At 35.8% G+C, this 22,652-nt stretch carries 27 protein-coding genes; 20 read left to right on the top strand and 7 right to left on the bottom strand.

Going from position 1 to position 22,652, the window contains the following annotated elements; all coding sequences use genetic code 11:
- Positions 1–15: 15 nt before the first annotated feature.
- The 8 genes from ACQKNR_RS03000 to ACQKNR_RS02965 all read left to right on the top strand — a co-directional run bounded on the left by ACQKNR_RS03000 (position 16) and on the right by ACQKNR_RS02965 (position 5,837).
- Complete coding sequence (locus ACQKNR_RS03000) at positions 16–636, top strand: stage V sporulation protein AA (protein WP_427315243.1); 621 nt, start codon at positions 16–18, stop codon at positions 634–636.
- Positions 629–1,045: a stage V sporulation protein SpoVAB gene (gene spoVAB / locus ACQKNR_RS02995; protein ID WP_427315241.1), complete on the top strand. Its 417-nt coding sequence runs from the start codon at positions 629–631 to the stop codon at positions 1,043–1,045. The genes ACQKNR_RS03000 and spoVAB overlap by 8 nt, the downstream gene beginning before the upstream one ends.
- 14 nt (positions 1,046–1,059) lie before the next feature.
- Positions 1,060–1,518 carry a stage V sporulation protein AC gene (spoVAC, locus tag ACQKNR_RS02990; RefSeq protein ID WP_427315239.1) on the top strand — a complete coding sequence of 153 codons (459 nt, stop codon included), beginning with the start codon at positions 1,060–1,062 and terminating at the stop codon, positions 1,516–1,518.
- A gap of 13 nt (positions 1,519–1,531) precedes the next feature.
- Entirely contained in the window at positions 1,532–2,548 is a 1,017-nt protein-coding gene (gene spoVAD, locus ACQKNR_RS02985) for a stage V sporulation protein AD (RefSeq protein ID WP_427315237.1), read from the top strand.
- A gap of 3 nt (positions 2,549–2,551) precedes the next feature.
- The gene (gene spoVAE, locus ACQKNR_RS02980; RefSeq protein WP_193410182.1) at positions 2,552–2,902 is read left to right on the top strand and encodes a stage V sporulation protein AE; all 351 of its coding nucleotides are present in this window, start codon (positions 2,552–2,554) and stop codon (positions 2,900–2,902) included.
- Between the two features lie 5 nt (positions 2,903–2,907).
- The gene (locus tag ACQKNR_RS02975; RefSeq protein ID WP_427315235.1) at positions 2,908–3,477 is read left to right on the top strand and encodes a stage V sporulation protein AE; all 570 of its coding nucleotides are present in this window, start codon (positions 2,908–2,910) and stop codon (positions 3,475–3,477) included.
- Entirely contained in the window at positions 3,464–4,936 is a 1,473-nt protein-coding gene (spoVAF, locus tag ACQKNR_RS02970; RefSeq protein ID WP_427315233.1) for a spore germination protein SpoVAF, read from the top strand. Before ACQKNR_RS02975 ends, spoVAF begins: the two co-directional genes overlap by 14 nt.
- Before the next feature lie 97 nt (positions 4,937–5,033).
- Positions 5,034–5,837, top strand: a complete 804-nt coding sequence (locus tag ACQKNR_RS02965; protein ID WP_427315231.1) for a Cof-type HAD-IIB family hydrolase — start codon at positions 5,034–5,036, stop codon at positions 5,835–5,837.
- A gap of 48 nt (positions 5,838–5,885) precedes the next feature.
- Here the strand turns inward: ACQKNR_RS02965 and ACQKNR_RS02960 are convergent, their stop codons facing one another.
- Positions 5,886–6,752 carry a DUF1002 domain-containing protein gene (locus tag ACQKNR_RS02960; protein ID WP_427315230.1) on the bottom strand — a complete coding sequence of 289 codons (867 nt, stop codon included), beginning with the start codon at positions 6,750–6,752 and terminating at the stop codon, positions 5,886–5,888.
- Between the two features lie 187 nt (positions 6,753–6,939).
- Between ACQKNR_RS02960 and ACQKNR_RS02955 the strand changes: the two genes are divergently transcribed.
- Both ACQKNR_RS02955 and ribT read left to right on the top strand, forming a co-directional pair.
- Entirely contained in the window at positions 6,940–7,377 is a 438-nt protein-coding gene (locus ACQKNR_RS02955) for a peptidylprolyl isomerase (RefSeq protein ID WP_427315228.1), read from the top strand.
- Positions 7,378–7,833: 456 nt separating this feature from the next.
- Positions 7,834–8,202 carry a GNAT family N-acetyltransferase RibT gene (gene ribT, locus ACQKNR_RS02950; RefSeq protein WP_427315226.1) on the top strand — a complete coding sequence of 123 codons (369 nt, stop codon included), beginning with the start codon at positions 7,834–7,836 and terminating at the stop codon, positions 8,200–8,202.
- A gap of 20 nt (positions 8,203–8,222) precedes the next feature.
- Here ribT and ACQKNR_RS02945 read toward each other — a convergent pair whose 3' ends face one another.
- Complete coding sequence (locus tag ACQKNR_RS02945) at positions 8,223–8,741, bottom strand: DUF309 domain-containing protein (protein ID WP_427315224.1); 519 nt, start codon at positions 8,739–8,741, stop codon at positions 8,223–8,225.
- Between the two features lie 99 nt (positions 8,742–8,840).
- The gene (locus ACQKNR_RS02940) at positions 8,841–8,936 is read right to left on the bottom strand and encodes a YjcZ family sporulation protein (RefSeq protein WP_000510194.1); all 96 of its coding nucleotides are present in this window, start codon (positions 8,934–8,936) and stop codon (positions 8,841–8,843) included.
- A 168-nt stretch (positions 8,937–9,104) separates the two neighbouring features.
- Between ACQKNR_RS02940 and scpA the strand changes: the two genes are divergently transcribed.
- From scpA to phnF, 6 genes are all read left to right on the top strand, one after another.
- Positions 9,105–9,848: a segregation/condensation protein A gene (gene scpA / locus ACQKNR_RS02935; protein ID WP_427315222.1), complete on the top strand. Its 744-nt coding sequence runs from the start codon at positions 9,105–9,107 to the stop codon at positions 9,846–9,848.
- 160 nt (positions 9,849–10,008) lie between these two features.
- Positions 10,009–10,581 (top strand): segregation/condensation protein ScpB, encoded by a 573-nt coding sequence (gene scpB / locus ACQKNR_RS02930; RefSeq protein WP_427315220.1) that lies wholly within the window; start codon positions 10,009–10,011, stop codon positions 10,579–10,581.
- 78 nt (positions 10,582–10,659) lie between these two features.
- Entirely contained in the window at positions 10,660–11,562 is a 903-nt protein-coding gene (locus ACQKNR_RS02925; RefSeq protein ID WP_427315218.1) for a ComEC/Rec2 family competence protein, read from the top strand.
- A 207-nt stretch (positions 11,563–11,769) separates the two neighbouring features.
- Complete coding sequence (nagA, locus tag ACQKNR_RS02920) at positions 11,770–12,912, top strand: N-acetylglucosamine-6-phosphate deacetylase (protein ID WP_427315807.1); 1,143 nt, start codon at positions 11,770–11,772, stop codon at positions 12,910–12,912.
- A gap of 4 nt (positions 12,913–12,916) precedes the next feature.
- Complete coding sequence (nagB, locus tag ACQKNR_RS02915) at positions 12,917–13,705, top strand: glucosamine-6-phosphate deaminase (protein WP_427315216.1); 789 nt, start codon at positions 12,917–12,919, stop codon at positions 13,703–13,705.
- Positions 13,635–14,366 carry a phosphonate metabolism transcriptional regulator PhnF gene (gene phnF / locus ACQKNR_RS02910; RefSeq protein WP_073990542.1) on the top strand — a complete coding sequence of 244 codons (732 nt, stop codon included), beginning with the start codon at positions 13,635–13,637 and terminating at the stop codon, positions 14,364–14,366. Before nagB ends, phnF begins: the two co-directional genes overlap by 71 nt.
- A gap of 74 nt (positions 14,367–14,440) precedes the next feature.
- Here the strand turns inward: phnF and ACQKNR_RS02905 are convergent, their stop codons facing one another.
- Positions 14,441–15,247: an HAD family hydrolase gene (locus ACQKNR_RS02905; protein ID WP_427315214.1), complete on the bottom strand. Its 807-nt coding sequence runs from the start codon at positions 15,245–15,247 to the stop codon at positions 14,441–14,443.
- Between the two features lie 165 nt (positions 15,248–15,412).
- Between ACQKNR_RS02905 and glcT the strand changes: the two genes are divergently transcribed.
- The 4 genes from glcT (at position 15,413) to ptsP (ending at position 20,775) form a co-directional block, all read left to right on the top strand.
- The gene (glcT, locus tag ACQKNR_RS02900) at positions 15,413–16,261 is read left to right on the top strand and encodes a glucose PTS transporter transcription antiterminator GlcT (RefSeq protein ID WP_427315213.1); all 849 of its coding nucleotides are present in this window, start codon (positions 15,413–15,415) and stop codon (positions 16,259–16,261) included.
- A gap of 339 nt (positions 16,262–16,600) precedes the next feature.
- The gene (gene ptsG, locus ACQKNR_RS02895) at positions 16,601–18,664 is read left to right on the top strand and encodes a PTS glucose transporter subunit IIABC (protein ID WP_427315211.1); all 2,064 of its coding nucleotides are present in this window, start codon (positions 16,601–16,603) and stop codon (positions 18,662–18,664) included.
- Positions 18,665–18,799: 135 nt separating this feature from the next.
- Positions 18,800–19,063: a phosphocarrier protein HPr gene (ptsH, locus tag ACQKNR_RS02890; RefSeq protein WP_000411079.1), complete on the top strand. Its 264-nt coding sequence runs from the start codon at positions 18,800–18,802 to the stop codon at positions 19,061–19,063.
- Positions 19,063–20,775, top strand: a complete 1,713-nt coding sequence (ptsP, locus tag ACQKNR_RS02885) for a phosphoenolpyruvate--protein phosphotransferase (protein WP_427315208.1) — start codon at positions 19,063–19,065, stop codon at positions 20,773–20,775. The genes ptsH and ptsP overlap by 1 nt, the downstream gene beginning before the upstream one ends.
- 96 nt (positions 20,776–20,871) lie before the next feature.
- Here ptsP and ACQKNR_RS02880 read toward each other — a convergent pair whose 3' ends face one another.
- The 3 genes from ACQKNR_RS02880 to ACQKNR_RS02870 all read right to left on the bottom strand — a co-directional run bounded on the left by ACQKNR_RS02880 (position 20,872) and on the right by ACQKNR_RS02870 (position 22,496).
- On the bottom strand, positions 20,872–21,228 hold the full coding sequence (locus ACQKNR_RS02880; RefSeq protein ID WP_427315206.1) for a DUF3915 family protein: 357 nt from the start codon (positions 21,226–21,228) through the stop codon (positions 20,872–20,874).
- A 196-nt stretch (positions 21,229–21,424) separates the two neighbouring features.
- On the bottom strand, positions 21,425–21,643 hold the full coding sequence (locus ACQKNR_RS02875; RefSeq protein ID WP_427315204.1) for a hypothetical protein: 219 nt from the start codon (positions 21,641–21,643) through the stop codon (positions 21,425–21,427).
- 235 nt (positions 21,644–21,878) lie between these two features.
- Positions 21,879–22,496 carry a nitroreductase family protein gene (locus ACQKNR_RS02870; RefSeq protein ID WP_427315202.1) on the bottom strand — a complete coding sequence of 206 codons (618 nt, stop codon included), beginning with the start codon at positions 22,494–22,496 and terminating at the stop codon, positions 21,879–21,881.
- Positions 22,497–22,652 lie beyond the last annotated feature (156 nt).

Below are 22,652 nucleotides of genomic sequence, written 5' to 3'. Positions count from 1 at the left end.
AGGGGTGAATGTAGATTGGAAAAAACTATATATATTAAAATGCGTAACCGCTTAAAAGTTTCTCCTTCGTATGAAGTAAAATTGAGCGATGTTGCTCAGCTTGCTGGAGAGTCTCACGTAGTTGAAGCGTTACAAAATGAGATTGTTTATAAAATAACAGCACATGATAAGACGCATGTTGTGATTGATGTTATGAAGGTAATTGAGATTATTCAACAAAAAGTGGCCTACATACAAATTAATTTACTCGGTTCTGGACAAACTCTTGTTGAAATTGTTTATGAAAAAAAGAAAGTGCACCCGGTTTTCTTCGTACTTGTATGGTTATTACTTTTTGTTGGAGCAGCCCTTGCAATAATATATTTCCATGAGGATGTGAGTATGCAACAAGTACATCAACGGTTATATTACATGATTACTGGAGAGTTTAAGGAACAACCACTGTTATTTCAAGTTCCATATTCAGTAGGTCTTGGATTAGGTATGGTTTTATTTTTTAATCATGTATTTCAAAAGCGAATTAATGAAGAGCCGAGTCCGTTAGAAGTTGAGATGTTTCAATATCAGCAGTCGCTCGATCAATATGTAATTGTTCATGAGAACAAAGATAATACGAAACAGCTTGCCGATGATTGAATGTGGATTTGTTATATTAATTGGTTTAGCTGGCGGGATTGCGGTAGGTAGCGGATATGTAGCATTTTTAGCTGTGCTTGGTATAATCCCTCGTTTAGCTCAATTAACGAGAAGTGGAAAGCGTATTCAATATTTTGAGTGGGCTGTCATTGCAGGTACTTTAACAGGGGCTTGGTGTAGTTTGAAAAATATTACGCTTCAAACGTCACAATATTGGCTCGTAATATTAGGGTTATTTTGTGGCACATTCATTGGAATGCTCGCTGCGGCATTGACAGAAGTGCTAAACGTTTTACCTATTTTAGCGAAACGAGTTGGGGTAGAGGGGAAAATTGTTATTTTACTCGTTGCCCTTGTACTTGGAAAAGTAATAGGCTCATTGTTTCACTGGATTTATTTCGTAAAGTAGGAGGCAATATATTAATGGCACAACGAAAATTGAAGGATGATTACATAAATAAAGTGAAAGAGTACCATCCAAAGCCAAGCTATTTGCTAAATTGTGTGAAGGCATTTTTGGTAGGAGGACTCATTTGTACGTTCGGAGAAGTGTTGATGAAATTTTATATACATTATTTTCACTTTAGTGAACAAGAGGCAGGAAACCCTACAGTTGCAACTCTTGTTTTATTATCGGCGATTTTAACAGGGTGCGGTATATATGATAAAATCGGCCAGTTTGCTGGAGCGGGATCGGCAGTACCAGTTACTGGATTTGCGAATTCTATGGCGAGCGCTGCGCTTGAGCACCGGAGCGAAGGAATTGTTCTTGGAATTGCTACAAACATGTTTAAACTTGCAGGAAGTGTTATCGTTTTTGGAGTCGTTAGTGCATACATTATTGGGTTAATAAGATATACCTTTAAAATATTTATGTCTTAAAGGAGGGGCGAGTATGAGGTTGACAGGAAAACAAACGTGGGTATTTCAAAATGATATTTACGTAAATGCAACAGGTACTGCTGTCGGTCCAAAAGAAGCTGAAGGCCCTCTTGGGAAAGATTTTGATATTTCATATGATGACTTACATTGTGGAGAGGAAAATTGGGAACTTGCAGAACGAAGATTAATGTCAGACTCAATTCAACAAGCGGTGCAAAAAGGAAATATAACAACATCACAAATTGATTTTTTTTTAGCTGGCGATTTATTAAATCAAACAGTAACAGCAAATTATGTTGCTCGTAAGTGGGGGATTCCTTTTTTAGGAATGTTTAGCGCTTGTGCGACGTCAATGGAGACTTTAGCGATTGGATCAGCCTTTATAGACGGTGGATTTGCTAATCGTGTCTTAGCTACGGTAAGTAGTCATAACGCAACGGCTGAAAGGCAATTTCGTTATCCAACAGAGTATGGAGGACAAAAGCCAGGAACAGCAAATTCAACTGTTACAGGTGCAGGATCCATATTAATTAGCAATGAAAAAAGTGCAATTAAAATTACGGCAGCTACGATTGGAACAGTGCAAGATTTAGGAATTGCAAATCCTTTAGATATGGGATCAGCGATGGCGCCAGCCGCTGCTCATACAATTCAGCAGCATTTTGAAGATTTAAAAAGAAGTGCAGCTGATTATGATTTGATTGTTACTGGTGATTTATCAGCTGTTGGGACACCGATAGCGAAACAGCTTTTACTTGAAGAAGGTTATGATCTCGGCCATATATATAATGATTGTGGATTAATGATTTACGATTCAAGTCAAGAAGAAGTGTTTGCAGGTGGTAGTGGTTGTGCTTGTTCAGCTGTTGTCACATATGGTCATTTATTGCGCGAGATGCAAAAAGGGAATTTACAAAGGATTTTTGTCGTTGCTACTGGCGCATTACTAAGCCCGATGATGATGCAACAGAAGGAAACGATTCCAACAATCGCGCACGGTGTTGTATTTGAAAGAGTGAGAGGAGAGTGAATTGTGGATTTTATATATGCATTTCTTGTAGGTGGAGCTATTTGTGTAATCGGACAAGTATTGTTAGATTTCGCAAAGTTAACACCAGCTCATTTAATGGCAACTTTTGTAGTCATCGGGGCAACTTTAGATGGTTTCGGATTGTACGATAAGCTTATAAAGTTTGCAGGTGCTGGAGCGACAGTCCCTATTACAAGTTTTGGACATTCACTATTGCATGGAGCAATGCATGCGGCAGAAAAACATGGATATTTAGGAATTGGCATTGGCATGTTTAGTTTAACATCTGCGGGCATTTCAGCAGCGATATTATTTTCATTTTTTGTAGCACTTATATGTAAACCGAAAGGATAAATCAAATGAGACGAAGGGTTGTTTTGGTCACAGATGGAGATGAATATGCAAAGCGAACAATTGAGCTTTTAACAAAGGAATTTGGGGGAAGGTGTATTTCAGCATCACAAAGTAATCCAACCAAATTGACAGGGAAGAAAGTTGTTGAGCTTATTCTGCAAACGCCATATGACCCTGTATTTGTCATGTTTGATGACAGCGGATTTATTGGAGAAGGATCTGGTGAAAAGGCTTTAAAATATGTAGCAACACATAAACAAATTGATGTACTTGGTATTTTAGCAGTCGCGTCTAATACGCATCATTGGGAATGGGCACGTGTAGATGTAAGTGTGGACCGGAATGGGAATTTAACCGAATACGGTGTCGATAAATTTGGACTTCCAGATGGTGAAATTGGCAGGATTAGTGGGGATACGATTTATTGTTTAGATGATTTGAATGTACCGGTTATTGTTGGAATTGGTGATATTGGTAAGATGTGTGGAAACGATGAATGGGAGAGAGGGTCACCAATTACTAGAAAAGCAATTCAATTAATTTTGGAAAGGAGTGGGTTTTATGACGAAGCCTAAAAAAATGAATATCCCGATTTCATCTTTTTTAAGTGATAATGAAAATTACTTAAAGCAAACAGTTGGATTGGGTGTCACATACGATGTTGGTATTCGTAAATTTCAAATTTTAAACAAAGAAATTGGTGTGTTATTTGTAAATGGGCTTTGTGATACGAACTATATTATCCCTATTTTAGAAGAAGCGGTGGATACAAATGAAATAAGGGATGTAGAAGAAGATACAGTGAAGTTGTTAGAGAATCGTTTAATTCATCAACAAGTAAGTAAAGTAAAAACGATGGATGATGTAATGCTCCAAGTATTATCAGGACTTATTGTTATCTTTGTGGAAGGTGAAACGGAAGCATTTGCAATAGATGTTCGTAGTTACCCGGGGCGGACACCGACAGAACCAGATACAGAAAAGGTAGTACGTGGTGCAAGGGATGGATTTGTTGAAAATATTGTTGTAAATACAGCGTTAATTCGTAGAAGGATACGAGATCCTCGTCTTCGAAACGAAATGATTCGAGTGGGAGATAGATCACAAACTGATATTTGTATTACATATGTACAAGATGTTGCAAATCCGGATTTAGTAAAGATTATAAAGCAAGAGCTAAATAATATTGAAGTAGATGGGGTTACGATGGCGGATAAAACAATCGAAGAATTTGTAGTCAAACAAGGTTATAATCCATTCCCGCTTATTCGATATACAGAAAGGCCAGATGTAGCAGCGAATCATCTGTTAGAAGGACATGTGTTAGTACTTGTTGATACATCACCAAGTGCTATGATTACTCCAACAACATATTTCCACCATTTACAGCATGCAGAAGAGTTTAGACAAAATCCAGCTGTCGGTACATTTTTACGTTGGGTACGTTTTTTAGGTGTATTATTTTCGTTATTTTTACTACCGTTTTGGTTAGTTTTTGTATTTGATCCAACTCTTTTACCAGCAAAGCTTGCTTTTATTGGTCCAAATAAAATGACGCATTTACCAATTTTATTACAAGTTTTGATGGCTGAAATTGGGCTTGAGTTTTTAAGGATGGCTGCCATTCATACTCCAACACCGTTATCGTCTGCAGCGGGGTTAATTTCTGCTATATTAATTGGACAAATAGCGATTGATGTAGGTTTGTTTGTGCCAGAAGTTATTTTATATGTAGCCGTTTCGATGGTTGGAGCATATGCAACACCAAGTTATGAATTAGGACTGGGAAATAAGGTTGGAAAATTGTTTGTTATTATTTTGACAGGGCTATTTCATGAGATGGGATTTGTAATTGGAATGACGATATTGATTTTATTTTTAACTTCTATAAAAAGTTTACAAACACCATATTTATGGCCATTTTTACCGTTTGATTGGGGCGCATTAACAAAGGTTCTACTCCGTCCAACGATGTCTAGTTTAAAAGTACGACCAAGTATTGTACGACCTCAAAATGTAAAAAGACAAAAATAAACGGGATTATAATCCCGTTTATTTTTTTATCGAAAATTTATTGTTTTTTTAACAAAAACCAAACATTTTTTGTGTACACTTAGAGTAGATATTGTGTATGAAAGGGGAAGAGGACATGATTAAATTATTTGTAAGTGATTTAGATGACACGCTCGTTTACAATGTGAGTCATATGCAAAAAGAAGATGAACGTGCACTTTGTTGGCTAGCTGAAAAAGGGACAAATATTTGTTTTGCCTCTGGCCGTTTTACGCATCGAATTGATGAAGTCGTAAAAAGGTTTGCATTCCCGTATTACACAACTGGTTTAAATGGAGCAACAATGTTGCTACCGGATGGAAACGTATTTCATGAGTCGAATTTTGAAGATGGGGTTGCCCAGGAAATATATCGATATATACATAAAAAGGGGCTAGCGGATATCGTTTGTGCAAATGAACAGCGATATACAAAAAGGAAGAATGAGCATCATCATACTTTTGAAGAGTATATGGGTGTGCATATTGCTGAGATCGAAAAATTAGAAGAGGAATTTGGGAAAACGGTACATCCTGCGAAACTATTTGTATTTGGAGAAGAAGAGAAAATTGTGGCGTTAGACCAAGAGTTACGGGATACGTTTCATAGCGAAGCGGAAGTCTTTATATCAGGTAAACGCTATGTTGATATAATGCCAAGAGGGGTAAGTAAGGGGAGTGCCCTAAAGCGATTAATGAAATATTTGCAAATTGAAGCGAATGAAGTAGCTTGCATTGGAGATTCTTTTAATGATATTTCTATGTTTGAAGTAACCCCGAACTCATTTACTCTTCACCACGCTCATCCGTATGTGAAGGAGAAGGCGAACTATATTGTTCGGTCGGTGGAAGAAGCGGTTATGAAATTACCATTACTCGTTTAAGCTGAATGGTTAATAAGAAATGAAAAAAGCTCGTCAAAGACGAGCTTTTTACTTAAATAGTGATTTAACAAAATCGATAATGCTTGAGAAGAAATCTTTTACTTTATCTAGGAAACTTTGACCTTCTTCAGATCCTAAAAAGGCGGAAACGTGTTCTTTTGCTTTGTTTAATTGGCTACCAACCTGGTTCCAATCGATATTAAGATTTTTCATTTTATCAAATAACGCTACTAAGTTATCTAACTGTTCATCTGTTAATGTAATGCCGAGTTGATCAGCAATTTTTTTAATTAATGAACGTAAATCTTCCGTTGTTTTTGGCTGTTCTTTTGCAATTTCTTCTTTAATTTTTGCAACAAGTTGAACTGCTTTTTCATCACCGATTTTATCACCAAGCTGTGCTGTTTGTACCATTTCTTCATTCGCTACTTTTTTTACTTCTTCAGGAATTTGCTTATTTGATGCAGTTTCATATGCTTTCATTAATCCTGTTAAGGCTGCAGTTCCTGATACTTTAAATGGTGCAGTAATTTGAATTTCCGCATCTTTTACACCTGCTGTAATCAGTGCGTTTGTGTACATTGCATCTGTTACCCAGTTAATGTTCTTTGATCGTACAATAAGACCAGATCCTGGTTTTGTGTATGTAATCATAGAAGAGGAAATTGCTCTCGTACCAATTTGTGCTTTTGGAACAATTCCTTCTAAAAATTTATGTTCTTCCGCATTAGATACAGTGATAATGCTAGCATCTTTCGGTGCTTTCATTTCTTTTAACAGCTCTTGTTTTTGTTGTTCGGATAAGTTTTCTCCTAGTGTAACAATTGATTCTCCCTCAATGATGTCTGCAAATGAAGCTGTTGGTATCATAAACACCGTTACAGCTAATAGCAGAGCTAGTAATTTCGCTTTCACGAAAAATCGCTCCCTTTCTCTTTCTAAAATTTTCGGGCAACACAGTTATTATAGTATATATTTTTTATTTGTCACCTAGCTTTTTCCACATTTCAAAAAAGAAGTATGCAGATTGTCGGATTCTTTTTGTTTCTAGTCATGAATGTGGTAATATAGTGCTGAGATAGTTGAAAGGAGACATATACGTATGAAAACTTTAGGATACATATTAATGGAAAATGGTGAAAAAATCGAATTGGAATTTTTCCCAGAAGAAGCACCGAAAACAGTAGAAAACTTTAAAAAATTAGCAGAGCAAGGATTTTATGACGGTGTAACATTCCACCGTGTTATTCCTGGTTTCGTTAGTCAAGGCGGAGACCCAACAGGAACAGGTGCAGGCGGCCCTGGGTACTCTATTCCATGTGAAACTGATGAAAACCCTCATAGACACCTTGTGGGATCACTTTCTATGGCTCATGCTGGCCGTAACACAGGTGGTAGCCAATTTTTTATCGTTCATGAGCCACAACCACATTTAGACGGTGTACATACTGTATTCGGTAAAGCAACAAGTGGTATTGAAACAGTATTAAACATGCGTCAAGGTGATGTAATGAAAGAAGTTAAAGTTTGGGAAGAATAAGTTATGAAAAAAGAGAGCTTTTGCTCTCTTTTTTATGTTTAAAATAGGAATAGGTATTTTCGCTACAGTACATGGTACAAGTAGCACTTTGATTATTACTAAAATATAGTGCTTAGGAGAACAAACTTTTAGCAAATTACATAGAATACATATAGATTATATGTGTCAAAAAATATTTTTATTATATGAATTTTGCTAGAATTACGTTGTTCTACGGTGATGAGTAGCACATGTTTCTGTTAACTTTCATGTAGTATTGTCTCTTTTTTTGAAAATCTACTTAGAACGAAATAGTGCGGAAACATGTATTTGACTTTCTTCTTTTCACTTTGTATGATTATCAAGTTGTTTTAGGCTCTTCTCACTCTGTTGAAAATATTGTAAAATGTATGTGATATGAATAGAGTGTTTGAGGGGATTAATAGTTTGTAACTTTTGTAAGAAGGGATAAGGGTCATGTTAATTCGTTTTAAAAAAAGTTATGAAAAAATTGCAATGGGGCTTCTTTCGTTTATGCCAACTGAAAAACATGTGAAAACATTACAATTGACAATGAAAGAGTATGAAGCGAAAGAGGATTGGCAATTGTATTTGTGGAAGCAAAATGAAGATTTTGTTGGAATAATGGGGATTGTAAAGAAAGAGAATCAAGTATTAGAAATTCAGCATTTGAGCGTGAACCCGTCTCACCGTCATATGGGGATTGGGACAAAGATGGTTCAAGAGTTAAAGAGTAAATTTCTTGGTTTTACAATTTGCGGAAATGAGCAAACAGCAAGTTTTTGCGAAAAGTGTAAAGGGCTTGAACAAAATATACATTCATGAAAGCGGGGATAAGTAGTTTATTATCTCTGCTTTCTTTTTTGTAGTTGTTTGTTTCGTTCAATGATGACTTCTGTTCGATCACGTAATGTGTGCTTGTGTATGATATATTCACTAGGAGTAGCATTTACGTCTTTCCAAGGAAGATTTTGTTTTTGACATAACTGCATGCAGTGCTGTTCTAATGATGTGTCCGATAATGGTAAAAATAACGGTGCAAAACTTTCTTTTTTATGGATAGATTGCAATCTTTCGTTGAGTAAGAAAATAAGTTTTGTTTGATCTATCCCTAATTGTCGTAAAGGTGTACTCTTCTTTTCTAAAATTGTTATTGCACTTTTCATCATCTTCTCAGCGCCATTCCAGTTAGAGCGTCTTTGATGGTATAAGGAAACTGCAATTTGAATAATACCAACTAAGTAATTATCACGATTTCCTCTAGGTTTTGTTTTCCAATATTCTTCTAGTATTTCGTGACATTCGAAATAATCATAATCTCCGTGAAAATGAATTAAAAATTGTATGTACTCGGTAGGATACATTTTTTTTCGCTCCTATCTAACGGTTATAAATATAAGTGTATCATAGAAATATAAACAATAAACGACTAGGGGATTTCCCCTAGTCGTTTATTGTTCATATTAGCAGAAGCAAGCTGCTCCTACAATAATTAGTAAAATAAACAGTACAACAAGTAATGCGAACCCACCGCTAAAACCGCAATCAACGTGACCCATAGTTTTTGACCTCCTACATTGTTCTTACTACACTGTTATCATATGAAGCGGTGGGCATGATGACATGGGCATAGGTCTATTTTTAATTAAATTTCTTAAAAAGGTTGGATAGAACATGAGTATGCTCTATACTTATGTTGTTATAGAAAAAATGTGGTGGGATGCTTTGTGCAGTATAATTTTAAAGTAGAGGCTTTTGAAGGGCCTTTAGATCTATTGTTACATTTAATACATCGTTATGAAATCGATATATATAATATTCCTGTAGCGGATATTACAGAACAATATTTGTCTTATGTTCATACGATGAAAGAACTACAATTAGATGTTGCAAGTGAATATTTAGTAATGGCTGCAACTTTATTGCAAATTAAAAGTAAAATGTTGTTGCCGAAACATGAAGAAGATGTAATTGATAACGGTGATGACTTTATAGATGATCCTCGCCAAGAATTGATGGAGAGGTTAATTGAATATAAGAAATATAAGCAAGTTGCTACTGAGTTAAAAGAAAGAGAACAAGAAAGAGCACAGCTATATACACGTCCGCCAATTGATTTTACATCGTTGCAACAAGAAGAGGAGACAAGTCTACCTCTTGATGTTACGTTATATGATATGCTAGCGGCATTTCAAAAATTACTGCGCCGCAAAAAAGCAAATAAACCTGTAACAACACGTGTTACTCGTCAAGAAATACCAATTGAACAGCGAATGACTGATATTCTAAAGCAGTTAGACATAAAAGGTGGTCGTCAAAGTTTTTATGATTTGTTTGCTGATGAAGAACGTGAAATACTGGTTGTAACATTTTTAGCCGTTCTTGAGCTTATGAAAAATCAAGAAATCATCATTGAGCAAGAACATAATTTTGATGAAATTTTCGTATCAAGCTCTAATAAATCCGCATAGAGCTGGTAGGGGATAAGGGGATAGAAATATTTTATCTCATGTTAGGTTTTAATGAATCGTTTGGAACAAGAAAAGAAATATTGAACCGAACGCATTGATTGTGATTCGGTTTTTTTGATGTGTATTTTTGCTTGGAAAATTGGAGGAAGGAGCTCGAAAAATGGATAGAAAAGAACAAAAATCGATCATTGAAGGGATTTTGTTTGTTTCTGGCGATGAAGGGATTTATCCAGAACAAATAGCGAAGGTTCTTGAAATTGAAGTAAACGAAGTAATAGGTATTGTAGAAGAAATGCAAAAAGAATGTGAAGGTGCACATCGTGGTTTGCAAATTGTACAGTATGCAAAAGTATATCGCTTTGCTACAAAGAAAGAACATGCTGCGTACTATCAAAAATTAATAGATATCCCAACAGCTGCCTCACTCTCTCAAGCTGCACTTGAAACGTTAGCGATCGTTGCATATCGTCAACCGATTACAAGGACAGAAATGGAAGAGATTCGAGGGGTGAAAACGGACAAGGCACTACAAACGTTAGTTTCCCACTTACTTATAAAAGAAACTGGACGAGCAGAAGGTCCAGGGCGTCCTATTTTATATGGGACGACAAAAGAATTTTTGGACACATTTGGATTGAAAACATTAGATGATTTACCGCCACTTTCTGAAGAGAGTGAACAAATGAATGAAGCAGATTTATTCTTCGGTTCTTTACAAGAGATATCGAAATAAAAGCTTAGCATTTTGCTAAGCTTTTTTTGTATATCAATGATTTACAGTGCCATACTAAATGAAAAAAGGAGACGAGTTATGAGAGGTATGCGAAGTATTCTATTATTAGTTTCTGTTTTGTTATGCTTTTCTTTAAATAGCGCATCGGCTAAAAGGTATATGATGTCTATTCATACTGCGTCTCCTTTACATATGCATCGGCAACATCTTAGTAAAATGAAAGTGAGTTTTTTAAAAGTGGGGCAAGGTGATGCGACACTCATCATATTGCCAAATGGACAAACAATGTTAATTGATGGGGGACCTTATGAAGCAGGCGAGGTTATTATTCAGAAATTAATTGAGAAAGGGATTAATCATTTAGATGTTATCGTCAGTACGCATCCTGATATGGATCATATAGGAGGACTAATTCCAATTGTAGAACAAATGCCAGTATCACTTATATTAGATAGTGGAAAAACATATAGTTCTCTTACTTATCATACGTATCGGAATAATATTAAGAAAAGGGGAATACCTTTCGTTTCAGTAAAGGAAGGAAAATATATACCGCTAGATCCGTATGTTTCTATACAAGTATTAAACAATGGGAAATCAAAAGATGAAAATAATGAATCCTCAATCGTTTTAAAGGTTCGATATGGAAAAGCGGATTTTTTATTAATGGGTGATGCGGATGTACGGACGGAACATGAAATATTAAAACAATTTGATGTACATGCTGATGTACTAAAAGTTGGTCATCATGGCTCATATACTTCAACAAGTGAAACGTTTATAAAAAAAGTAGAACCACAGTTCGCTATTCTGTCGTACGGAAGTAGCAATCCGTATGGACATCCTCACCAAAGTGTAGTAAGGCGATTGAAACGGCATGGTATAATGATATATGGAACAAATAAACGTACAGTAGAAATGGAAACAGATGGTGAACATATCACAATAGGATCTAGTGGATTAATGCCATTACTTAAGTAAGAAATATATAGGCAGTCATTGTCCTTTTTTGGAAAAAATGAATACTATATATTATAATTGCGAAGACGTTAGAAATTTTCTTTTTGTTAAACGAAAAGGAAATTTCATTAGAATGTATAGACAACTACTCGTGCATATATTAAGATGGAATTAGGCGAATAAGGTAATAATAACAAGTAGGTATTTCATGGGAAAGGATCGATGAAAATGAAAACGCAAGTTGTCATCAATGCCAAAATTTATACAGGTCAAGAAGTAGTGGAAAACGGATTTATTCGTTACGCAGAAAAAATTAAAGAAATTGGTTTGATGGCTCAATATGTATCACAAGAAAATGAAACTGTTTTAGATGCGGCAGGGAAGATTGTGATTCCAGGTATGATTGATGTTCATATTCATGGTGGATACGATATTGATGCGATGGATGCAAATAGCGATGGGTTAGTAACTCTAGGTAAAGAAATGTTAAAAGAAGGAGTTACAACTTACTTCCCAACAACAATGACACAAGCTCCAGAAGCAATCGAAGCGGCGCTAAGTGCTGCGAAAGAAGCGAAAGAAAAAGGAGCACATTTCGAATATATTCACTTAGAAGGACCGTATGTTTCAAAAAAACGTGCAGGTGCACAACCACTTGAACATATTGTTCCTGCGAATATTGAACAATTTAAACAATGGCAGGAAGCAAGCGGGAATCTAATTAAATTAGTAACATATGCACCAGAAGAAGAAGGGGCATTAGAGTTTGAGCAGTATCTTGCTGAAACTGGTGTTGTGGGCACAATGGGGCATACAGATGCAATTGATGCACAACTAAAAAATAGAAAAATTACACATGCAACACATTTATACAATCAAATGCGTGGATTACATCACCGTGAACCAGGAGTTGTTGGTCATGTGTTATTAAATCCAGATGTAATGGTTGAAGTAATTACAGATGGTATTCATATTCACCCTGATATGGTGAAATTAGCATATAAATTAAAAGGACCGAAAAAAGTAAGTGTCATTACTGACGCGATGCGCGCAAAAGGTCTTGAAGATGGATTATATGAGCTTGGCGGACAGCCAGTACATGTAAAAGATGGTAGTGCTCGATTAGAAGATGGAACGTTAGCTGGTAGTATTCTAAAAATGGATCAAGCCTTCCGAAATGTAATTGAATTTACAGGGTGTTCAATCGAAGATGCAGTACTGATGACATCAGTGAACCAGGCAGAAGAGTTTGGATTAAATAATAAAGGTGCACTAGTTGCAGGAAAAGATGCAGATTTTGTTGTGATGACTGAAAGTTTACATGTATATGATACGGTTCGTTTAGGAATTCATATGAAGGAAGGGAAGTAATTAAATGAATATTCTCGTTGTAAAAACTCCAGGAGAATTAGCAGAAGCAGGTTATAAATTAATTGAAGAAGTTGTAAAAACAAAAGAAAATCCAACATTAGGAATGGCTACTGGAAGCTCTCCATTAGGTATTTATGCAGAAATGCGAAAAAATAAACTTGATACAAGCCGTGTAACCACTGTAAACTTAGATGAGTACGTAAATTTACCACACGAAGATAAAAACAGCTATCATTATTTCATGCAAGAACAGTTGTTTGATCATCTTCCATTTAAACAAACTTATGTACCAAACGGGATGGCAAGTGATTTAGAGGAAGAGTGCAAACGTTACGAGGGCATTCTAGCTGCTAACCCAGTTGACCTACAGATTCTTGGAATCGGTGAAAACGGTCACATCGGATTTAACGAACCAGGAACGTCGTTTAATTCTCCAACGAACATTGTTGAATTAACAGAATCTACACGCCAAGCAAACCTACGCTTCTTCGAAAAAGAAGAAGATGTGCCAACTCATGCGATTACAATGGGAATCGGAAGCATTATGAAAGCGAAACAAATTCTCCTTGTTGCTATGGGTTCTAAAAAGGCAGAAGCTGTTAAAGAGTTATTGCAAGGTGAATATAGTGAAGCGTGTCCTGCTACAGTTTTACAACGTCATCCGAATGTAACCGTAATCGCTGATCAAGAAGCTCTATCTTTATGCAGTGAGGCGATTGCTGATGAACATCGACAAGTATTCACCATTTCCGATCTATTATCAGATTCAAGAGTGGGTGAAACAGCTAATTGAGGACGGCGAATGGAAGCCGGGAGATAAAATCCCATCTGAGAATGAACTTTGTGATAAGTTCGAAGTGAGTCGTATGACAATCAGACAGGCGATTAATAATTTAGTGGAACAAGGCTATTTATATCGGAAACGTGGAATTGGAACGTTTGTCCAACTTCCGAAAGTGGAGCAGAAATTGCAAGGAATGACGGGATTCACGGAAGATATGATATCTCGTGGGATGAATCCAAGTAGTCAATTGCTTAGTTTCCGCCTAGTTCCAGCTACTGCTAAAATAGCAGATCGGCTGAGAATACAAGAGGGAGAGTCGGTTTATGAAGTGAGGCGTATTCGCTTAGCTGATGATGAACCGATTGCTTTTGAGACGACATATTTGTCGCCAGCTCTTGTAAAAGATATTAACGAAGAAATATTGCAACAATCTTTATATGAACATTTAGAGAAAAAACTGGGCTTTAAACTTGTTAGCGCTACTCAATCAATTGAAGCTTCCATTGCGACAGATAATGAAGCTGAGCATCTGCATATTCCTAAAAAGGCGCCTGTTCTTGTAATGCGTCAATGGTCATATTCAGAAGGTGAGATACCGCTAGAGTACGTGAAATGTATTTATCGTGGAGATCGTTATAAATTTATTACGAACATCGCACGTAACAAATAATATATTTCAGTTTGTGAAGTACAGTGGATTTTAAAATGACTAACATGTAAAGAAATAAAAATACGACTCATCCTTTATAAGGAGTGAGTCGTATTTTTATTATGAGCAATCACGTGGTTAACAGCATCTTTGACTGAATCTACTACATAGTGAGCATGTTTTTTTACTGCATCATCTGCTTGAGACATAGCAAAACTATGAGGAGTTAAAGAAAACATTGGAATATCATTGTAAGAATCTCCTATACAAGCAACTTCCTCTGGTTGTATTTGAAACTCTTTTAATAAAATAGAAATGGCAGAACCTTTACTAATATTTGGCGGCATTACATCTAAACATTGCTCTGCGGAAATGAAAGTACTAACTTTTTCATTGAATTTTTCATCAATCTTTTTCTGGAGAACTTGTAAATCTTCTTTCGTTCCACCGACAGAAATTTTATTTGGATAAATGGTATCATCGATTTTTTGTAATAAATCTGGTTCTTCAATAGAAGTCATTGTTATTTGTTTTTCTAATTCATGTATAAACGGTGTCTTCTCTTCAATGTAGTAATTATGCTCATCGCTTACATAACGGAAGTAAGGAGCTTCTTTTGTCATCGCTAATAAATCAGGTAAAATACTAGAGTCAAATGTAGCGGATAGTAGTTGTTTATTATCGTTTGTATACACAAATACACCATTCACACTAATGCGGTGGAAATTTGTATTAACCGCTTTCATTAAATCTGCAATTTCATTATCAAGTCTTCCGGAAGCGAAACAAAGAATTACATTTTGTTCAGCTAAACTGCGTAGAGCCATAACATCCTGTTCGTCGATAAGACCTCCGTGTTGCATCATTGTACCATCGATATCACTTACAAACATTTTAATCATGTTGCTATCTCCTTTCTATGTACAGTTGCTCTTACATTATACGCATCATATATAAACATGTCTAAAAAATGAATTTTTATTAAATGGTAGATGTTTTACATTGACGACAAAGAAGAATGTTCTGTAACATAAAAGCAGGCTATTTAAGTACGAGGGTGGTGTTATATGAATAATTATCTAGAAATTAAAAAAGTTTTAAATAATAATGTCATCATTGCTAGCCATCCTGAACACGAGGAAGTAGTAGTGATTGGTAAAGGAATTGGATTTGGGAAAAAAGCGAAAGATGTGCTAGGGCAAGAACAAATTGAAAAAATGTTTGTTTTAAAAAATGAACGTGATCGTGAACAATACAAACTATTAGTGCCGCATGTTAGTGAAAAATTAATTGAATTGATGAACGACATTATGTTATACATTCAAGAAAAAGCGAAATCTCCACTAAATGAACATATTCATATTGCATTAACAGATCATATTTCTTTTGCAATTAAGCGGCTAAAACAAGGACTTACAATAGATAACCCTTTTCTAGTTGAAACGAAAATGCTGTACCCAGAGGAATATGAAATTGCTGAAGGTGTTGTAGAGCTTTTAAATTCTCGTTTGCAAATTACACTGCCAGAAGGAGAAGTTGGTTTTATTGCACTTCACATTTACAGTTCGCTTACAAATTCAGATTTATCTTCAGTTAATCAAAACTCCCGTCTCATTGCACATCTTGTATCTTTAATTGAGACAAACTTACAAATAACATTAGAGCAAGAAAGCATTCATTATTTACGCCTTATTCGTCACCTTCAATATGCGATTGAACGAGTGAAAAAAGGAGAAAAAGTAGAGGAATCACAAAGTTTTGCTGATTTATTAAAGGTAGAATATCCCGTCTGTTATAACTTAGCTTGGAAGCTAGTTAAGGTAATGCAAAAAGAATTACAACTTCCTGTATATGAAGCTGAAAGTATTTATTTAACGATGCATTTGCAACGATTAGTGAAAGCGGAGCATGTGTAAAAAGACATATATTTTTGTCTAAAATGAAAACGTTAAAAAAAATGATTGAATCGCTTACAATAGTTATGTATAATAACTATTGCAAAGTTATACAAATTTCGACAAACACATTAAGAGAAATCACGAAAACGTTTGCCTTAATTATAGTGAACTTATACGTAAACCTATTTTTGACACGTGTTACTGATTCGATCAGGCATGAGTGGAGAAAAGTAAGGAATGTAAGCTAGAGAAAGGGATATACTACCCTTTGTATAGCTATCGTTCTATCTTTTTTTCCTCATGCCTTTTTGGCGTTTGTCGAAAGGTATCAATATAGATAAGAGAGGAAGGGTTTCCATGTTTAAGAAGATTTTTGGTGTTCTTCAAAAAGTCGGAAAAGCGCTTATGCTTCCAGTAGCGATTTTACCGGCGGCAGGTATTTTACTTGGATTTGGTAATGCATTTCAAAATCCACAGTTAACAAATCTTATTCCTGCTTTAAAAGCAGATTGGTTCGTAATGGTTGCAAAAATTATGGAACAATCTGGTGATATTATTTTCGCTAACCTTGCGTTACTATTCGCAGTTGGGGTAGCGATTGGTTTAGCTGGTGGAGACGGAGTAGCTGGATTAGCAGCATTCGTTGGTTACTTAATTATGAACAAAACGATGAGTGTGTTCTTAGAAGTAGATAAGCTAGTGAAAGTAACAAGTACTGGAACAGATCCAGTGAAGATTGGTTTTGCAGATCCCGCATATGCAAACGTATTAGGGATTCCAACACTACAAACAGGGGTATTTGGTGGTATTATCGTCGGTATAGTAGCGGCATACTGTTATAATAAATACTTCAACATTGAATTACCATCATACTTAGGTTTCTTTGCAGGTAAGCGTTTCGTACCGATCGCAACTGCAACATTCTCTTTAGTCGTAGGTATTATCATGTGTTTCGTTTGGCCATACATTCAAGGTGGCTTAAATACGTTCTCACATCAAATGATTGATGCAAATAGAACGTTAGCAGCATTTATTTTTGGTTTAATTGAGCGTTCACTAATTCCATTCGGATTACATCACATTTTCTATTCACCATTCTGGTTCGAATTCGGTCAGTATACAAATGCAGCTGGCGAATTAATCCGCGGTGACCAAAAAATCTTTATGGCACAGTTAAAAGATGGTGTAGAATTAACAGCAGGTACATTTACAACTGGTAAGTATCCGTTCATGATGTTCGGTCTTCCAGCAGCAGCTTTAGCAATGTACCATGAAGCACGTCCAGAAAATAAAAAATTAGCAGCTGGTATTTTAGGTTCTGCTGCATTAACATCTTTCTTAACAGGTATTACAGAACCACTTGAATTTTCATTCTTATTCGTAGCGCCAGTATTATTCGGAATTCACGCTGTGTTTGCTGGTTTATCATTTATGACAATGCAAATTTTAGGTGTTAAAATTGGTATGACATTCTCTGGTGGTTTAATTGACTTCCTATTATTCGGTGTACTACCAGGCCGTACAGCATGGTGGTGGGTAATTGTTGTTGGTCTTGTACTAGCGGTTATTTACTACTTCGGATTCCGTTTTGCAATCCGTAAATGGGATTTAAAAACACCTGGTCGTGAAGTAGCAAATGCGAATGACGGTGCAGGAAAAGCAGAAGCAGGTGAGCTTCCTCGTGAAGTATTAGTAGCACTTGGTGGTAAAGAAAACATTGCCTCATTAGATGCTTGTATTACTCGTTTACGTGTTCAAGTTAACGAACAAAAAAATGTAAACAAAGATCGTTTAAAAGAACTTGGTGCTGCGGGTGTACTTGAAGTTGGAAATAACATTCAAGCAATCTTCGGACCAAAATCTGACACATTAAAATCACAAATTCATGATATTATGTCAGGTCGTACACCTCATGTTGAAAAAGAAGAGCCTGTAAAGGCAGAGGAAACTCCTCAAAAGGTTGATAAAAATGAAACAATCGTATCACCAATCGAAGGGAAAATCTTATCGATTACAGAAGTGCCTGACCAAGTATTCTCAGGAAAAATGATGGGAGACGGATTTGCAATTGAGCCAACAGAAGGAACAGTAGTTTCTCCAGTTAACGGTGAGATTGTCAATGTATTCCCTACAAAACATGCAATTGGTATTCAATCTGAAGGCGGAAAGGAAATTTTAATCCACTTCGGTATCGATACTGTAAAATTAAATGGTGAAGGTTTTGAGGCACTTGTAGCGCAAGGTGACAAAGTGAAACAAGGACAACCATTATTAAAAGTAGATCTTGCATTTGTAAAAGAAAATGCACCATCTATCATTACACCAATTGTCTTTACGAATTTACAACAAGGGCAACAAGTCGAATTGAAAAAAGATGGAAATGTTAAGAAAGGCGAAAACGCTATTATTGACATTCAGTAGGAATTTGACGCAAAATGTTTATAATTATAATAGGCGATGTGGTTGACCGAACATCGCCTATTATATACAATAGATGATGTAGTACTCACGTCTATACAACTAAAAAATACTGTAATTTAAAGGAGATAAATTATCATGGAAAAAATCTTTAAAGTAACTAGCGACTCAGGAATTCATGCACGTCCAGCAACTCTACTTGTAAACACTGCAAGCAAATTTGGTTCTGACATTAACTTAGAGTATAACGGAAAAAACGTTAACTTAAAATCAATCATGGGCGTTATGTCTTTAGGGATTCAACAAGGCGCAGAAATTAAAATCACTGCAAATGGTGATGATGCAGCTCAAGCACTAGCAGCTATCGAAGAAACTATGAAAAACGAAGGATTAGGAGAATAATGACTCTTAACATTCAAGGGATCGCTGCATCAAGTGGGATTGCTATTGCAAAGGCTTTCAGACTTGAGAATCCTGAATTTAACATTGAAAAGAAATCAATTACAAACGAAGCTGCTGAAATTGCACGCTTAGACGCTGCGCTTGAGAAAGCAAAATCTGAATTAGAAGCTATTAAAGACCACGCTTTTGCTGAGCTAGGTGCTGATAAAGCTGCGATCTTTGAAGCACATTTATTAGTGTTAAATGATCCAGAATTAGTAAACCCAGTGAAAGATAAAGTAAATAGCGAAAAAGTAAATGCTGAATTTGCAATGGATGAAGTTGCAACAATGTTCATTACTATGTTTGAAAACATGGATAACGAATATATGAAAGAACGTGCTGCGGATATTCGCGACGTAACAAAACGTGTTCTTGCACATTTACTAGGAATCAACTTCTCAAATCCAGGTACAATTTCTGAAGAAGTAATCATCATTGCTGAAGATTTAACACCATCTGATACAGCTCAGTTAAACCGTAAGTACGCAAAAGGTTTCACAACTGATATTGGTGGACGTACATCTCACTCTGCAATTATGGCTCGTTCTATGGAAATTCCAGCTGTTGTTGGTACAAAAGTTGTTATGGAAAAAATCCAAAACGGCGATATCGTAATCATTGACGGTTTAGATGGAGAAGTAATTGTAAATCCATCTGAAGAAACTCTTTGTTCTTTTGAAGAAAAGAAAGCGAAATTTGAAGAGCAAAAAGCTGAATGGGCAAAATTAAAAGATCAAGCTACTGTAACAAGTGACGGGCATCATGTTGAGCTTGTTGCTAATATCGGAACACCAAATGATGTACAAGGTATTATCGATAATGGTGGAGAAGGCGTTGGTTTATACCGTACAGAATTCTTATACATGGGCCGTGACAATCTTCCAACAGAAGAAGAGCAGTTCGGAGCGTATAAAGCAGTTCTTGAAGGTGTAAAAGAAGGTCAACCTGTTGTTGTTCGTACACTTGATATCGGTGGAGATAAAGAGCTTCCATACTTACATTTACCAAAAGAAATGAACCCATTCTTAGGATACCGTGCAATTCGCTTATGTCTTGATGAGCAAGATGTGTTCCGTACACAACTTCGTGCATTACTTCGTGCTAGCGTATACGGTAACTTAAAAATTATGTTCCCAATGATTGCAACTCTTGATGAGTTCCGTCAAGCAAAAGCAATCTTATTAGAAGAGAAAGCAAAACTTGTAGAAGCGGGTACAACTGTTTCTGATTCTATTGAAGTTGGTATGATGGTTGAAATCCCAGCTTCAGCAGTATTAGCAGACCAATTCGCAAAAGAAGTTGATTTCTTCTCTATCGGAACAAATGATTTAATCCAATACACAATGGCTGCAGACCGTATGAACGAACAAGTATCATACTTATACCAACCATATAACCCATCTATTTTACGTCTTGTAAAGATGGTTATCGATGCTGCTCATAAAGAAGGCAAATGGGCTGGTATGTGCGGTGAGATGGCGGGAGATTCACTTGCTATCCCATTATTATTAGGATTAGGTTTAGATGAGTTCAGTATGAGTGCAACATCTATTCTTCCTGCAAGAACACAACTAAGCAAGTTGTCAAAAGCAGAAATGGAAACATTAGCAGAAAAAGCATTAACGATGTCAACTGCTGAAGAAGTTGTTGAATTAGTTAAAAGCATATAATCATAAAAAAACCTGAGTCGATTTGAAATCGGTCTCAGGTTTTTTCTATGAGAAAAGTAAATCTTATTTTCTTACTATAGAGGATAAGGGACAGAATTAGATAGCGATTGCGATAATATCAGTTGGGCATACACGTAAAATGCCAGTAAAAGTATTTTGATTTTGATTTTGATTGTTCTTATCGTCTTTATTGTTATCTTTATTGTTATTAGCTAAAGCAGAGAAAAGAGCAACACCATTACAGATTCCTTCAAAAATCACATTGCGAAATGATTGGTGGCCTCTAATGCTTAAAAGAGAAATTTCTGTTCCAACTGAAATGTTTCTAAGAACGTTACATACAGCAGGTCGTTGTGGTCTAAATTCTTCTCTCTCTTTTTCACGATGGTCGCGCTCTCTTTCATGATGATGACATTCTCTAAAGTTATCACAGCATCCAAATGATCCAAACATAATCCTCATCACCCCCTTCACACTTATAATCTATGTAAGTTCGGTAGTTAGTGACTGGACAGAGCGTGGAATTTTTTCTAGGGTATTTTCTCATTTTAAAAGACTATCTGGGTGTTTAGTACGGGATGATGTTTAAATTAGGGGAAATATCACAAAAAAATGTAAAGACCACCGAAATGAATGAAATAGGTAGCCTTTACACTTTTTTGCTTTTATATAAAACGATGATATATACAGGAAGAGCTAAGAGTAGTGGTGCAATGGATCGTACAGTATGTTTTTCTGCTTCTAATTGGAGCGCATCTTCTTTTGGGAATTGTAACACTGATATGTTTGCAGCATCGCCAATAAAATATAGAAGTAATACAGTTACTATGTAACTTAAAAGTGCGATAAAGCTTCCGTATGAACTCAATGAAAATCCCTCTCTTGTTATCTATTTGTTATCATTGTATCACAATTGTAACAAAAATACACGGTTATATTTCAATGTTTTAACAAAATTCGACATGAAACGCCATATGTATTTATGGAAATGTGATAAAATTTATCGTTTCTATATGTATAGATGTCGAATAACACACAGTAATATTACGGATGTGTAACAAAATAATAAAAAACGAAGGTAATGAAATTACCTTCGTTTTTTATTATTTTGCCCATTCACTCACTTGCTCTACGCTCATTCGTGGTGCAGGGTGGCCTTTTAAAGTTGATTCACCAATTGTAATAAGCATAATTGGTACGTATCGAGATGCAACATTGAATTCTTCTGTAAGTGCTTGTGGATTGAAACCGCCAATAGCGCAAGTGTCCCAGCCAGTTGCTTTAGCTGCAAGCATAAGTTGCATTGCTGCTAAAGATGCATTTGAAAAAGCAGCATCTCTTGGGAATTGCTCACGAGTATATGCAGATTCAATGTTTTTAGCTAAGCGTTCTTTTGCTTCTTCTTTCATAAATCCTTGTTCTACAATTGGACCATAAACTGGTTCAATGTTTTTATAAGCTTCTAAATCACCTAAAATAGCGACTACGGCAGAAGCATCCAGAATTTGTTGTTGGTTATAAGCAATTGGATGTAATCGTTTTTGTACATCTTCTCCTTGGAAAACAAGGAATTTCCAGTGTTGCAAGTTCCAAGCAGAAGGTGCTTGTGCAGCTGCTTTTAAAATTTCGTGTAATTCTGTAGATGAAATTTCTTTGTCCGGGTTGAATGCACGTGTAGATGTGCGTTCATATAGAACGTTAAAAAAGTTGTCGTTTGTCATGATATATCCTCCAAATTACATATTAAATTATTAAAAAATAAATGTAATATATTCTACTTACATTTTGTAAGTTATCGAATTTAAGAATATAATACCTTTATTTTAATTGTCAAGTTTTACAGAGTAAGTTAGGGCATTCATACAAACGATACAGTT

This window comes from Bacillus sp. NPDC094077 (assembly GCF_050279465.1).
GTDB lineage: Bacteria > Bacillota > Bacilli > Bacillales > Bacillaceae_G > Bacillus_A.
The sequence above is the reverse complement of the archived record's forward strand: the minus strand, read 5'-3'. Positions and strand labels throughout refer to the sequence as shown.